General features: G+C 71.0%; 6 protein-coding genes and 1 pseudogene. 5 read left to right on the top strand and 2 right to left on the bottom strand.

Annotated elements, in window-relative coordinates; all coding sequences use genetic code 11:
* The first annotated feature begins 1,399 nt into the window (after window positions 1-1,399).
* Both N2652_02380 and N2652_02375 read left to right on the top strand, forming a co-directional pair.
* On the top strand, window positions 1,400-6,286 hold the full coding sequence (locus N2652_02380) for a hypothetical protein (GenBank protein ID MCX7818045.1): 4,887 nt from the start codon (window positions 1,400-1,402) through the stop codon (window positions 6,284-6,286).
* Window positions 6,283-7,359 (top strand): terpene cyclase/mutase family protein, encoded by a 1,077-nt coding sequence (locus tag N2652_02375; GenBank protein MCX7818044.1) that lies wholly within the window; start codon window positions 6,283-6,285, stop codon window positions 7,357-7,359. Before N2652_02380 ends, N2652_02375 begins: the two co-directional genes overlap by 4 nt.
* A gap of 188 nt (window positions 7,360-7,547) precedes the next feature.
* Here the strand turns inward: N2652_02375 and N2652_02370 are convergent, their stop codons facing one another.
* Window positions 7,548-9,197: an autotransporter outer membrane beta-barrel domain-containing protein gene (locus N2652_02370; GenBank protein ID MCX7818043.1), complete on the bottom strand. Its 1,650-nt coding sequence runs from the start codon at window positions 9,195-9,197 to the stop codon at window positions 7,548-7,550.
* A 165-nt stretch (window positions 9,198-9,362) separates the two neighbouring features.
* Here N2652_02370 and N2652_02365 point away from each other — a divergent pair, with 165 nt between their 5' ends.
* Window positions 9,363-9,806 carry a DUF393 domain-containing protein gene (locus tag N2652_02365; GenBank protein MCX7818042.1) on the top strand — a complete coding sequence of 148 codons (444 nt, stop codon included), beginning with the start codon at window positions 9,363-9,365 and terminating at the stop codon, window positions 9,804-9,806.
* A 12-nt stretch (window positions 9,807-9,818) separates the two neighbouring features.
* On the opposite strand, the gene N2652_02360 is transcribed toward N2652_02365, so the two are convergent.
* A complete protein-coding gene (locus tag N2652_02360; protein ID MCX7818041.1) occupies window positions 9,819-13,094 on the bottom strand; it encodes a glycoside hydrolase family 78 protein in 3,276 nt (1,091 codons plus the stop codon).
* Between the two features lie 380 nt (window positions 13,095-13,474).
* Here N2652_02360 and N2652_02355 point away from each other — a divergent pair, with 380 nt between their 5' ends.
* On the top strand, window positions 13,475-13,996 hold the full coding sequence (locus tag N2652_02355; GenBank protein ID MCX7818040.1) for a sigma-70 family RNA polymerase sigma factor: 522 nt from the start codon (window positions 13,475-13,477) through the stop codon (window positions 13,994-13,996).
* A 69-nt stretch (window positions 13,997-14,065) separates the two neighbouring features.
* Window positions 14,066-14,377: pseudogene (locus N2652_02350) on the top strand (hypothetical protein).
* Window positions 14,378-15,106 lie beyond the last annotated feature (729 nt).

Genomic DNA, 15,106 nt, shown 5'->3' with positions numbered 1-15,106 from the left:
CGCAGCTCTCGCGGGTTGCCGCTGGCGGCGGCGAGCGTGCGGGCGTGCGGCTGGACTTCCGTGTCGACATCGAGGGTGCCGAAGGTGACGCGATTCCCGAGAACAACCGGCGGGAGATCTCCGTGTTTGCGATCACGCGTCCCCACCGGGTGCTGCTGATCGACGGCCGGCCTCGCTGGGAGACGCGCTATGTCCGCAATCTGTTTGATCGGGACGCGCGCTGGAATCTGACTGCGGTGTATGTCGTCAACGGTGAGCTGCCGCGCGGTGAGGGGCCGGATCGGTTTCCGGCCGATCGGGACGCGCTGATGGCGATGGATCTGGTGATCCTTGGGGAAGTGCCGGCAGCCGCGTTTCGTCCGGTCGAGCTGGAATGGTTGCGCGACTTTGTGGGCGACCGTGGTGGGGGGCTCATTTGGCTCGGTGGTCATCGGGGTTATCTGCGCGCCTTTCTTGGGGGGCCGCTGGCCGACGTCATGCCGGCGCGGTGGGTGGGCGAGCCGATCACCAACCCCGCTCCGTTGCGGCTGACCGCGGCGGGGGAGCGCCAGCCTGCGCTTGCGCTGGACGCCACCGGCTCCGCGGCGGCCGTATGGAGCCGCCTGCCCCCGCCGCGTCGGCTGGCGGCAGTGGAGCCGCGCGCGGGCGCGGAGGTGTGGGTGGAGGCGACACCGCCCGCCGGCGGGGCCGGTGCGCCGGCGCTTCTGGTGGCTCGCTACGGCGCGGGCCGAGTGGCGATGCTCGCGTTCGATGAGGTGTGGCGCTGGCGCCGCGACGAAGGTGACGGGATGCAGACCCGCTTTTGGAACCAGCTGGCCATCGCAATGATGGAGGCGCCGTTCGCGACGCGCGATCGCCGCATTTCGGTGGACGCCGGTCCGCCGGTGCAGCTGGCAGGACGGCGCGCTCAGCTTCGTGCCCGCGTGCGCGACGAGCGCGGGCGCGCGATGGCGGGCGCGATGGTGCAGGCGCAGGTGTTCCGCGACGGCCGTCGTGTCGCCGCGCTGCCGATGTCGCCGGACGAGCACGGCGGCGGCCTGTACGTTGCGGAGACCGCGCCGTTGCCGCCGGGCAACTATGAGCTGCGCGTGGCGGTGGCAGGCGTGCCGGAGAGCGAGACCGCCGCGTCGGCGGCGTGGGTGGTTCGGCCCTCGCCCGATCTCGAGACGGCGACACCGGCGAGCGATGAGGCGCTGTTACGCCAGATCGCGTCGGTCTCCCGCGGCCGGTGGTTCCGGGAGGAGCAGCTCGGCGAGCTGGCGGCAGTATTGCGGCCGCTCAGCCGCGGGCGCATTGTGGAAACTGAGACACATCTGTGGCAGCGATGGCCGTGGTTTGCGGCGGCCATTGCGCTGCTGACCGCAGAGTGGATCGTGCGCAAACGGCGAGGATTGCTGTGATGCTGCACCAACCAATGCCGCCGGCGGGGGAGGCGGACCGAACCGGCCTGGACGATCGCACACGGCGCCGGCTGCTCGAGTTCGGCCGCCGGCGCGAACGCCTGCTATGGACGCGCGGTCTCCTCGGCGCGGCTGCGGCGACGCTGGGTGCGCTGATTCTGGTTGCTGCCGCGGACGCGGCGTGGGTGATCGAAGATGTTCCGCGGGTGATGCTGAGCCTTGGCGCGTGGGGAGTCGGGGCGTTCGAACTGTGGCGGCTCACGTTGCGGCATCTCCGCGGCCGGCGCGATCTGGCGCGGCTGGCGCGCTGGTTTGAGTCGGCACGGCCGGATCTGCGCGAGGAGGTGCTGTCGGCGGTGGAACTGGGGACGCGGCCGCCCGCCGCGGCGGGGCTCGATTCGCCCGCGTTCCGTGCGCGCCTGCAGGCGAGCGTTGCTGAGCAGCTGGCCCGGATCGAACCGGAACAACTGTTGCCGTTGTCGCTGGTGCGCCGTTGGGTGGTGCCCGCGGCCGTCGTGCTGGTGCTGGTGGCGCTGCTGCTGGCTTGGCCGGGACTGCAGGGCGGTCGCCGGCTGGCCCGGGCCGCGTTGCCCGTCGCCAATCTCGCGCGGGTTTCCCGCGCCCGTCTCGATGTGGTGCAGCCCACCCCGCCGGACGCGACCGTGCCGCTTGGCGATGCGGTGACGATCGTGGTGGAGGCCGCCGGCCGGCGTGTCGCGGAGGCGTGGCTCGATACGGCCGCCGGCGGCCGACGCGCGCGCAGTCGGATGAAACCGATCGGCGCGGGTCGCTTCGCCGCCACCATCGAAACCACCGATGCGCAACTGCTCTACCGTGCGCGTGGCGCTGATGCGGTGACTCGCTGGTACCGGATCACCGCGCTGCCACCGCCGCAGATCGCCGCGTTCGAAAAGACGTACCGGCCGCCGGAGTGGCTGGGGCGCCCCGTCCACACCGTGCGGGAGACCGCCGGCGATCTGGAGGGGGTGGAGGGCACCCGCGTCGATCTCTGTCTGGAGAGCGATCAGCCGCTGAGGGCCGCCGAACTGCGGCTAGATCTCGATGGTGAAAGCCGAGTGGTCGAGCTTCGGCCAGAGGATCCGCGCCGCTGGCGCACGTCGCTGGAGCTGGTCCGCCCCGGCCTCTTCCAGGTGCGCCTCGTCGCGGCCGATAGCGGGTTCGAAAACCGTGATCGGCCGGTGTGGGAGATCCGCGTCCGTCCCGACCAGCCGCCACGTGTCGAGATCGTCGAGCCGGCCGCCGATCGGACCGCGACTCCGGACGACGTCGTGCGCTGGGCGATCGAGGCCTCAGACGATCACGGCCTGGTTGCGCTGCAACGCCGTGTCCAGGTCCGCCGCGCCGGCGCCGGTTGGCGCAACGACGGCGCGCCCCGCGCCTGCACCGGCGAGACCGCGGTCGTCACCGAAACCACCGACCTGCTCGCACTCGATCTGCGCCCGGGGGACGAAGTGTGGGTGAAGTATGTCGCGACCGATCTGCGAGGGCAGACGGGCGAGTCCGGGGTGCGCCGCCTGATGATCGCCGCCGAATCGTTTGAACCCGGCCGGCGTGCGGTCGCCGATGCCTGGCGAAGTGTCAGCGACGCGCTCGAGCGGGTGAGCGCGGCGACACGGGAGGCGCGTCAGGCACAGCTGGCCGCGGGCCGGTCTGCGGAGAGTGAAACCGCCACCGAGGCCGACCGCACAGCGGTGCGCGCACAGAGCCTCTCCGCGATCCGATCGGCGGAGCGCGCCGCCGATGCGGCCGCGGAGGCAATCCGGCGCGCACAGGCCGAAATGACCACCGGCCCCGGCGCCGACGCGCTGGAACAGATCGCGAGCGCGCTGGCGATGATCCGGTATGCAGAGCTGGCGGTCGCGCGGCGGCTCGCCGCGGCGGGTGAGGACCCGAGCGCGGCCCGAGCGGCTGCAGAGGAGACCGCCCGTCGCCTCGAGCGGGCCGTCGAGCTGGCGGAGCAGGCCGGCCGGGCGGCGGCTCTGGCGACCGCCGCTGAAGAGGCCGAACTGGCCGTCGCCGATCTGCGCGACGTGAGCCAGGAACTGCGCCGGGCCACCGCCGCACCGGCCGAAACGCTCGCCGACCGGGAACGCCTCGCCCGCCGTCAAGCCGTCGCCGCCGCCCACCTGGAAGAAATCGCTGAGCTTCTCGGGAGAAGTGAACGCCGCCGTGGGGGGTTCCGAGAAACCGCACGCAAACTGGCCGCGGTGGCCTCCGCTGCGCGCAGCGCCGCAGAGGCCGGCGGTGCGACACAGCTCGGCGAGCTCGCGCGCGCGACCGACGGTGCACTCGACACCGTGCTGCGCGGCGTGGCCGACGCACAGCGCGACGCCGACGAGGCGCTTCGGCGCCTCGCGGAGGGCCGACCCCGGCGCGATGTGCTGCAGCGGCTTGCGCAGGGACTGGCCGCGGAGGCTCCACGGAACGCCGCGGTGGCCAGTGAGCGCCTCGCCGCATTGCGCGACGCGGCCATTGCGATACTTCGCGACCGTGCCGCGTTTGAGGAACTTCGACGCGATGCGGACCCCGCGCTGGTGAGTGACCTTCAGGCCGCTGCCGCCGCGCTGCGCACCGTGCCGGCCGCGCCGGACCGGAACGCCGCGGCCACCGTCGAGCGCATCGCCGATGCGCTGCGCCGGGTGGAAACCGCGCATGAAACGGCCTCGACCGCCGGGACGTTGCGCTCGCTCGCCGCGGACGAACGCTGGGGCCGGCCGGATGACCGCGGCGCGCGCGCTCGCGCTCGCACGTGGCGCGCGGCGGAGTCGGCGCTGCCCGACCTGGAACGGGCGCTCCGCGAGCAGCAGGTCGCCGCCGCCGCGGACTCGGTGAACCGTGCGAGGACGTTGCCCGAGACCGCACGTGCACGGGAAGAAATGGAACGCCGGCGCGTAGCGATCGCCGGCCGCGACAACGTGGCCGACGAGGTCCGTGCGACGGGGGACGCGGTCACCCGCGCCGCCGAGCTGGCGCGGGCGGCCGCGGCGGAGGCCCGCCAGTGGCTGGCCTCGCTCGCGCCACCGCTTTCCGACCGGTTCGCCGCGGCACGGGAGGACGTGCGCCGGGCTCGCGAGGCGGCGCAGGATGCCGCTCGCACCGAAGAGCCTGCCGCGCGTGCGTCGGTGGGCGAGGCGCTGCAGCGACAACTGCATGCGAACGAGGAGGTGGAGGACCTGCGCCGTCTGCTGCGCGCCGAAGCGGCCGCGCAGGACCTTCGCTCGCCCGAGGGTCGCGAACGCGCGCGAGATGCGGATGTTGCGCTCGCGATGCTGCGGGAACCCCCGCCCCGCGCCGAGGATCTGCTGCGCGCGGCGGCCGCCGCACCCGATGCGGCGCGTCGCGCCGCCGCGCTGGACCAGGCCGCCGCGCAACAGGCCCGACTGGAGCAGACCCTCGAGCTGCTCGCCGATCACTACCGCAAGCTTGAGGGCGGCGACGCGGAGGGACGGCGTGCGGAGCTGCGGGCGGCCGAGCGGGAGGCGGGGCTCACCGACGCGATGGAGCAACAGTACCGGGACGCCGCTGCCACCGCCGCGATGGCGCAGGACCCTTCGGCGCGGACGCCCGAAGCGCTGGAACGAATGCTTGCAGACAACCCCGCGATGCAGGCGGCGCTCGACCGCCTTTCGCGCTCGATGCTGCGGGAAGCGGCCGACACCGTGCGGCGGGTCGCCGAGACGGAGGGCCGGCTAGCCCGAGCCACCGCGAGCGCCGCGGAGAATTTGGCGCGCGCACGTCAGCAGCTGCCGGAGCGTGCGGCGGAGCTGGCGCGCGCAGCCCGGGCGCTCGCGGAGGAAGCGCTGCGGCCCGCCGCGCGGGACGCCGCAGCTGCGGCGCCCGAGGCATCCGCGCCGTTGCAGACCGCCGCCGAGGCGGCAACCACCGCGGCGGAAACCATGCCTGTCACGGAGGCCGCTGGGCTCGAACCGGCGGCGGCCGCGCTCGCGCAGGGCGCTGCACAATTGCGGCGTGCCGCCGAGGCTGCACGTCAGGCGGCTCGGAGTGCGAACGAGGCGGTCCGCCGTGCCGAGGAACGCGGTGACCGAGAGGGGGCGGCGCGCGGCCGCGAGATCGCGCAGCGGGGCGAGGGGTCCGCGGGCCGCGCGGAGGAGCTGGCCCGCCAGGCGGACGCGCTTGCGGCGCAGGCGCGTACCGCGGTGGAGGGCGAGCGCGGCGCGCTGGCGGAGTCGGCCGGGTCGCAGCCCGGGCTGATCGCGCAGACCGACGCGGCCGGTTCGTCCGTCGAGCGGGCCGGGCGGCATCAGCAGCGGCTGGGTCGGAACGCGGGCGCAACGATCGCGGAGGCCGGGCGTCGCACCCGTGCGACGGCGTCCGGCGAAATGTCGCAGGCGCGCGATGCGATTGCGAGTGCGAACGCGCCCGCAGCCGCGCCGGCGCTGGAGACCGCCGCTGCGGCGGCCGCGCGCCGCGCCGAGGAACTTGAACAGCTGAGCGGATTGCTGCCGCCCCCGCTGCAGATGCCCTCAGAGACCGGACGCGATGCACAGACGGCGGAGTGGCTTGCGCGCGCGCTCGATCAGGCCGATGCCGCAGCGATTGCCGCGGAGGCCGCTGCCCAGGCGGCCGCGGCGCAGGCCGCTGCGATGGCGCAGGCGCGCGCCCAGGGTCTGGTCCCCGGGGAAGCGCCGCGTCAGGGTGCGTCTGCGCAGGCCGCCGGGCTGCCCGGCCCGGACGAGGCGGCCGCGCCGCTGGTGCGCGTCACCGACGACTGGGCAAAGCTGCCGCCCGACATTGCGCGCGAGCTGCGGAACGCGCGCGCCGAGTCGGTGCCGGAGGAGTACCGCGCCATGGTTGAGCTGTACTTCAAAGCAATTTCGCGGGAAGGGCGGCCGGAGCCGAAATGAAGCGCGCGCAGCAAACTCTCCGTGTCTGGGCCGGGCTCTGCGCGCGCCTGCTCACAGCGGCGGCGATCGTCCTCCCGATCTCGCGTGCGGCGGGCGATCGGGTGGATGAGGCGCTCGACCGCGCGATCGAGTTCCTTGTGCGCCAGCAAAAGCCGGACGGCTCAATCACCGATGCGGGCAACCCGCATGCGATGACCGCGCTCGCGCTGCTCGCGCAGGCCGCGGTCGGACGCACACCGGACGATCCAAGTCCGGCGGGGGAACCGGCGCGCCGTGCACTGGCCTACTTGCTCGATGAGAAGCGACAGCGCGACAACGGCTATTTCGGTCATGACGGCTCCCGAATGTACGGCCACGGCATTGTCACCCTTGCGCTCTCGGAGCTGCTCGGGATGGGGGTGGACGACGAGACGGACCGGCGGATCCGGCAGCGGCTGGACAAGGCGATTGCGCTGATCCTCTGGGCGCAGGACCGCAAAGACGCGAACGATCGCGACAACTTTGGCGGCTGGCGCTACGAGCCCGATTCGCGGGATTCCGACCTCTCGGTCACGATTTGGCAGCTCATGTCGCTGCGGTCCGCGCGTGCGGCCGGGATCGATGTGCCGACGGCCGCGATTGAAAAGGCGGTGATGTATCTGCGCCGCACCTGGAAACCGGATACGCGCGGGCGGGAGCGAATCGGCGGCGCGTGTGCTTATCAGCCCAACCGAAGCCCGTCATGGGCCTCGGCCGCCGCCGGGCTGCTCGCGATGCAGGTCTGCGGCCTCTACGACGCGCCGGAGGTCGCCGGCGCAGCCGACTGGCTTCGAGCGCAGGAGCTCGACTGGCAGCGCGAATTTTTCCTGTACGGGACCTACTACTACGCGCAGGGCATGTACCAGCGGGGCGGAGAGTACGCGGAGCACGCGCGCCGTGCGGTGGAAGAAGCGCTCCTGCCCCGGCAGCAGCCCGACGGATCCTGGCGTGCGCCGCATGGCCAGGAACACAGTGCCGGCAGTGTGTATGGTACTTCGATGGCGGTCCTGAGCCTCGCGGTGAAGTGTCATTACTTGCCGATCTATCAGCGCTGACTGTGCTGCGAAAAGGCGAAACGTGGGAGGCCCACCCGCACCACGATCCCGATACTGGTGCGCTGCCGCCGGCGCGGCGAAGGCGCAGGAAAGAAGAAAGAAGCCGGAAAACTCCGCCGGCGTCCGCCGAAACCGGCGTCCCGTCCCTTTCAAAAGGGGTCAGCAGTTCGTAGGCCGGACAGATCTCGCTACCAGCGGAGCATCCCCCGCAGCCCCACGAAGTGCCCCGTCGTGTCGCCGCGGAAGAAGTGCCCTTCGTAGTCCAACCACACTGCCCACGCGCCACCGGTGTCCAGCCGCAGCGCCGCGCCGGCACTCAGGTAGTCACGTTCAGGAAGCGAGGCGGGGCCGGCTGCCTCGTACGGCGTCGTCTCCACCCTCCGTCCGGTCTTCGCGGCGACCGCGGGTGTCAACGAGGTAGCAAAGAGCCACTCGTCGCCGTCCGCCCACTCATGCTCCCAAGCGGCTCGCGCATGGGGCGTCAGACGCCAGCCGCCAACCTGAAACGGCACCGCCAGTTGCGCGCCCAGTCGCGTCAGGGCTGACTCGACGCGCTGCCGGCCGAATTGCGCCGCGTAGGCGCTGCCCTTCTCACTGTAGCCGTCAATTGTCAGCCAACGGAACTCGGCACCGGCGATCGGTCCAACCACCACGATCCCGATCGGGACACGCCACCCCGCATGGAATTCCAAAGCGTGGAACCACGATTCTGTCGAACCGCGCGCGACACCGTCCGGCGCGGGCCGGTCGATGTGGTTGTCGGTCCACCCCAATCCGTACAGGCCGTTCAGCCACAGCGAGCCGTCCGACCAGTTCAAATACGGTGCGACCACCCCGCCGTTGGCCTCGAGCGAGGCAATGTCGTCGCCCAGCTCCGCATCTCCGCGAACCAACGAGACGCCGAGGCCGCCGTCCAGACCGCTCCCGAAACCGGTTTCCACGCCGGCGGACGCTGCCCAGACGTCCACCGCGGCCGATTCACCGCGCCGGCCGTGCAGTTCCAGATTCGCGAATTCACCCGCTGCGAACGTGCGCCAGCGGTCAGTGGGCGCATCGGCGCCCCTGTGGCCCATGTCACCCACCATGTTGCGAAACAGACGGCCGTTCAGGTCACGAGTGGTGCTGCGCGCGAGCCCGAGCATCGCGAGCCGGTGCGCTGCGGCGGCCGGCAGCGCAGAGCCGGAGAGAGAGCGGACCAAGGGGCCGTTGAGAATGATGGCACCGTGTGCGCGGCGGATCGCCTTCAGCGCACGATGCTGACGGGTCTGGGGAACCGGTGCACCCCGCAGCGCTTCCAGCAGCTCCTCAAACCCGGCCACCGACATCGGCACCACGACGGCGACGCTGTTCCAGTAACTTTTGGAAATCCGCATCTGGCCGGCGTCGAGGATAACAGCCTCGCCATCCTCTCCCTCGGGGATCGGCAACACCACCACGCCGTGGCGGGGATGCCAGAGCAGCCACTGGTCATCGTCGCCGTCGCCATCTGGATCCCACGGCAAAATCACGTATTGATCCGGTGGCGGGGTTCCCTTGCCCGCCTCCCAGCGCACGACGGGCAGAATCCACACCTCATCATCTTCGCCCGCCGGATCCCAAGGACTGATCGGATCATCGGTCGGACCCTTCTCGTCTTCGCCGGGAGGGAACGTGGTGTCGTCCGGTTCGGGGGCGGGATCCGGTGCGACCGCACTGTCGTCATTGCCGCCTCCGAATTCGTCCTCTTGGGCGGACGCGATGAGTGCCCCGACACCGAGCGGCATCAGCACGGCGGCAAACATGAGGACCCACCATCGAATGCGGCGAGACTGCAGACGATCGCGCATTGGCACACTCATCTCCCACAGGATACTTGGCTTACGTGAGGGCTCTTGTCAAGGGGAAGCTTCGCCGCAGTGGCCTGCTCTCGGCCCGCCGGCATGCAGTGCGATCACCCCGCGCGATGTGGCGCGCTTGCCGGCCTCACCAGATTGACTTTTGAACCGGCACGCGGATTGTGAACCATGAGCAATCGGGCACCTTGGAATCGGCCGACGACACCGCTGCGGCTTTTTTTTGATGGCGCATGTCCGTTCTGCCGTGCGGAGATTGACTGGCTACAGCGGCGTGATCGGCACGGCCGGCTTGTGCCGGTGGATATCGCGGCGGCCGGCTTTGATGCCGCCCGGTGGGGGTTCGATCCGGGGGAGGTGCGGCGGGTCCTTCATGCGATCGCGCCGGACGGTCGTGTGTTGCGCGGCATGGAGGCGGTGCGGGCCGCCTACGGTGCGGTTGGGCTGGGCTGGTTGGTCGCGCCCACCGGCTGGCCGGGGCTGCGAGGGGTATTCGACCGGCTGTACGCGGCGTTCGCACGGAACCGGCTCGCATGGGGGGCGAGGTGGCTGCGGCTGCGAAGTGTTCGCCCGCGGGCCGCAACGCAGGGTTCTTGTGCCCGCTGCGCGGGCTGAGCGCCCGGCCGCTCAGCGCGCCGGCCGCTCGATCTTCGCCGGCTTCCACACGCGGGCGGCCTCGAACACGTAGCGGCCGCCACCAACCTCCAGCTCAAGTGCGTCCGGCTGTTCCGCGATCCGGCGGACGTCCGCGCTCGCGCGCAGCGGTCGACCGTCCTCAGTCACTGTGGTACTGCCACCGAGCACTGGCAGCAGAACACGCGCCCGAACACCGCAGGGCACCTCGATCTCGAATCGCGCGCCACCTCCGGCGGTCATGCGCCAGGCACTCACGATGCGGCCTGCCGCGCTGTCGTAGCGGACGCGGGCCCACTCCAGCCACGGGTCGAGCACCGGCGCGATAAGGATCGCACGATATCCGGGCGCCTCGTTGCGGATGCCGCCGATGTTCTCGACCATCCACTGATAGACTGCACCGAAGGCGTAGTGCGCGAACGAGTTCATCGCAGGAGTCTGAAATCCCTTGTCCGGCGTCCACCCATCCCAGCGCTCCCAGATTGTCGTCGCGCCGTGCCGCACGGTGAACAGCCAGGAGGGGAACGTGTCGTTGTGCAACAGGCGGTAGGCGAGGTCGTGCCGACCGATGGCGGAGAGCACCCCCAGGATGTCGCGAGTACCGACGAAGCCGGTGGAGAGATGATGGTCGCGCTCCGCGATCCGATCGGCGAGATGGCGCGCGGCGAGCGATCGCTGTTCGGGCGTCAGCACGCCGGCCGCGAGCGCCAGGATGTAGGCCGTCTGCGTGTCGCCCGCAACGCGGCCGTCGGGCTTCACGTGGGCAGCCCGGAACGCCGCGGCGGCGCGTTCGAAGATCTCGCGATAGCGTCGCTCGTCCTCCGGGCGGCCGAGCGCCGCCGCGGCGCGCGCGGTGAGGTCCGCGCTGATTGCCAGATAGGCGGAATAGATCACGGGTTTGGGTGTTTCCGCGTTGATGTGGAGCCAGTCGCCGAAGCAGTGGAACTTGTCCGGCGGTCGCAGGTCCGACGTCGAGCGCGCGACGCAAAACTCCACAAATCGTTTCATGCTTTCGTACTGCCGCTCCAGCAGTTCGCGATCGCCGTAGACGTCCCAGAGGATCCAGGGACAGATCACGCCGGCGTCCGCCCACGCGGGTCCGCCGTCGTCGCCGGCGACCTTGAGCGGCGCAACCATCGGGAACTGGCCGTCCGGGCGCTGCGCATCGATCAGGTCCACCAGCCACTTAGTGAAGAAGGCCTGCACGTCGGTGTTCATGCAGGCGGTGCGGATGTAGGCCTGCGCGTCGCCGGTCCAGCCGAGGCGCTCGTCGCGCTGAGGGCAGTCGGTCGGAATGTCAATGAAGTTCGCGTACTGGGTCCACAGGGTGTTCAGCCACAATCGGTTCAGCGCCGGATCGCTGCACTCGAATTCGCCAGCGCGAGGCGTGTCACTGCTGAGCGCCAGTCCGAGGATCAGGTCTTCCGAGGGCGGACCGTCGAGGCCGGTCACCTCGACGTATTGGAACCCGTGGAAGGTGAAGCGGGGCGTCCATTCCTCGAGACTCTCGCCGCGGCAGATGTACACATCGGTCGCGCGGGCGGAGCGGAGGTTTTCCGTATAGATGGTGCCATCGGGATTCAGGCGTTCCGCGAATCGCAGCTGGATGCGCTGCCCCGGTCGGCCGCGCACGCGTAGGCGTACCACCCCGGCAAAGTTTTGGCCCAGATCCGCCACCCACACGCCGGCGGCCGGTTCGGTCCACGCGCGGGGGCGGAACTGGCCAACCACTCGCACCGGCGGCCCCGGATGCCACTCAACGCGCGGTGTCAGCGCCGCGCCCACGTCCACCGGCGCCCAGCCTGAGGCGTCGAACCCCGGCTGCGCCCAGCCCCGCGGTTCGCGCCGTGCGTCGCAGACTTCGCCCATCAGGAAGTCTGCCTCGAGCAACGCACCGGCGGCGGCGCGAAAGTGCGGGCCGGTGGCAACCACCTCGGTCGAGCCGTCTGCGTACTCCAGGTGCAGTTGCGCGGCCCAGCGCGGATGGAGTCCATAGTGGTCGCGCTGCCGGCCGTAGCCGACGTATCCGCTGAACCAGCCGTCCGCCAGTACCGCGCCCAACACGTTGGTGCCGCTTCGCACCCGGGCGGTAACGTCGTAGGCCCGCCAGTAGACGCGGCGACGGTAGTCCGTCCACCCAGGATTGAACCAGTCGTCGCTCACGCGCTCGCCATTCAGCCACGCGTCGTGGATGCCGAGGGCGGTGGTGTAGAGCATCGCGCGCCGCAGCGGCCGGGCCACGAGAAACTCGCCGCGCAGATATCGCGCCGGCGGCAGCAGAGGTGCGGCGGACTCGATGCGCCCCCAGGGCGCCACGCCGTGTGGACCGATCACGCGGACGCCCGCCCATTTCGAGAAATCCACGGTTTTGCCCCAGTTAGCTGGCGGGCTCGCGGTGGACACCCACTCGCCGTCCGAGACCAGCTCCATTGTCCCCCCTCCGGCCAGAGCGGCACGAAGTCGCAGCAACATGCCGCAGGGTCCCGGCGCGGCGTTCCGGACCTCGACCACGAGCATATTGGTGCCCGCGCGAAGATGGCGGGCGACATCGGCGCTGCGGGCCTGTTTCCATGCGTCGGCCACGTTGGGCGTTTGCATCACTCGTTCACCGTTCAGCCACACCGCGCCCCGGTCGTCCACGGTGACCAGCAGCAGCGCCGAGGTCGCGGGCGCGGGCAGTTCAAACACCCGCGCCAGGTATCGCGCCGCCGCCGGCGCCGGCTCGGGGTCCGCCGCGTGCGTGATCCACTGGGCCGCGCCGAAGTCCTCCTCCGATGACGCCGGCCGGCTCGCGTTCCAGCCGATCCACTGTGCGATCCAGTCGTCGGATTTAAGTAAACCGGTCGAAAATTCCGCGGGCTCGCTCCATCGGCCGGCACGGCCCTCGCGATCCCAGAGACGGACCTTCCACCAGCACGGTTGGTTCGAGCGCAGCGGTACGCCCGCATAGCGATGGTCGCGCGCGCGATCGCTCGCCACGCGTCCGCTGTCCCAGAGGTCGCCCTCGCTGCGTGCGAGGCGTTCGGGCGAGCTGGCGACAAGGATCTGATATGCTGTTTGTGCGTCGTTGCGCCGGTCCGAAACCGGCACCCAGCTCAGCCGGGGCCGCGCCACGCCGATGCCGGCGGGATTGATCAGGTGTTCACATGTGAGCGCGCGGGCGTTCACGGCTCCTTCCTCGGCAGCGAACGCACCCGCCCCCAGCGCGACCAGCGCCGGCACGATCCGGACCAGTCGGCGGGCAACCGTAGGGAGACGGGATGGTGACATCGCGGACCTCCTGTGGGGGTAGCGTACTCACCCGAGCACCCAGCAGCCTATCCGCACGTCCCAGTCCACGCAACCGGTGCGCCGGGGATGCGCGTGACCTCTCAGCGCGGCATTCGCGGCATTGGGGGACACCCGCGGGGGAGACCGTAGACTTCCCGGACGGTGCAGCGGACGTGTAGCGCTCGCTGCTGCGGTTCCGCCGTCGTCTCCACCGCTGTTTATCGCTCGACGCGACTCGCCGTTGCCGTCAAGATGCTCCGGCGTTCAACGCAAATCGGCGATGGCGCCGCATGAGTTCCGAGCTTCAGAGGACCGACGAATCGGCTGAAGAACCGGCCGGTGCCCGGCGTATTCCGGGTGAAGCATCGTGTGCGTCGACCATGCCGACCTCGGGAGCGGCAGCCGGCACCCCGACGCTGGACGGCGTGATCCGCGAGCAGGAGCGCCCGCTGTTGAGATATGCGACACGAATCGTCCGTGACCATGCCGCCGCGCAGGATGTGGTGCAGACCGCAATGATCCGGCTGTGTCGCCACTGGGCGATGCTCTCCGCGACGCCGGCGCGGATTGTGCCCTGGCTGTATCGAACGGTGCGGAATGCGGCGGTGGACCACATCCGGCGCGAGGAGCGCCGCCGTCGCGCGACGGAGGCGATGGCACGGGAGGTGACAGCGCCGGCTTCGCCGTCGCCCGGGCCGGATGAACGGCGGCGCTGGGTGGAACTGCAGCTGGAGCAGCTTTCGACCGGCGAGCGTGAGGTGCTGGTGCTTCGTCTTGAGCATGGCCTCTCCTACCGGCAAATCGCGGACGTGACCGGCCGCACGGTAGGAAACGTCGGATGTTTGTTGCACAACGCGGTGCGGAGAATCTCGGCCGCGCTGAAAGCTCGTGGAGATCTGTAAGGTGAGCGCGGAGGCCGGATGCGAATCGCTGGAGTCGAAACTGACCGCTTGGCTGGACGGTGAGCTGCCGGCGGAGGAGGCGCGGGAGGTGGCTGCGCACCTGGCCAGCTGCGCCGGCTGCCGCGCGCGGGCGGAGGAGCAGCGTCGGGCGAGGGAGCTGATCGGAGAAGTGCTGCGTTCGGCGCCGGCGCCGGAGAGTCTTTCTGCCGAACGTCGCGCTGCGGTGCGAGCGGCCGTGCGGCGGGCGGCGGCGCCGGCCGTCGGGGCGTGGTGGCGGGGGCTGGCTTGGGCGGCGAGTCTGATGCTGGTGCTCGGCGGTCTTCGGTGGGCCGCAACGGTGGGGGAACGGCCGACCGAGGCCGGCAGCACATCCGCCAGTAGTGGCGGGTCGTCCGCCGTGCGGCCGCCGGTGGAGTTTTCCGGTGCTCCGCGCGCGGATGCGTCGACTGCGGAGAAGGGCGCTGAAGCGCAGATCTCGCGGACTGCGCGGATGCGGGAGCTGGCCGCCACGGGTGGAGGGGGCGCGAGAATGGACGAGCAGCGCCGGCATGCCGAGGAGCCCGAGGTCGTCGCCGGAAGCCAGACGCGCGCCACGAGGGCGCCGCTTGCGCGGCAGCACTCGCCGAGCGGCCTTTCTCCTTCTGCGCCTGCGGCAACCGCAGCGGAGGGTGCCGGCGATGCGGCAAGTTGGGCGGGCGGTCTGGCGGGTGTGGCGCGTCCGATGAGGCTTGCGCCGGTGGAAGCCGCGGCCGACCGTTTGGTGGCCGCAGACGCGAAGCAGCAGCCTGCGCGCGAAACAGAAGTAGCGGCGGCACCGGCGGAGCGGCGCGCCTTTGCCGCCGCTCCCGCGGCGAAGGCTGTTCCTTCGTTCCGGGCGGAGCCGCCATCGGCTGTGGCTGCGGCGGATACGGCTGCGCAGCGGGCAAAGGGAAAGGACGGGGCGGCGGAGACCCCCCGTTCCGAGGAGCTGGTCGAGCTGAAGTTGGAGTTACCGAAGCCGATGTTTGTGGGCACGCCGGTGCCGGTGAAGGTACCGAACCTGGAGCCGGCGGGGACGAAGCCGCCGGTGGTGATGCTGCCGAAGGATGCGGCGGTGAACGTGGCGCGGGG

It is taken from the genome of Kiritimatiellia bacterium (assembly GCA_026417735.1).
GTDB lineage: Bacteria > Verrucomicrobiota > Kiritimatiellia > PWTM01 > PWTM01 > CAACVY01.
Note: the sequence above shows the minus strand (reverse complement) of the source record. Positions and strands in the feature narration are given on the sequence as shown.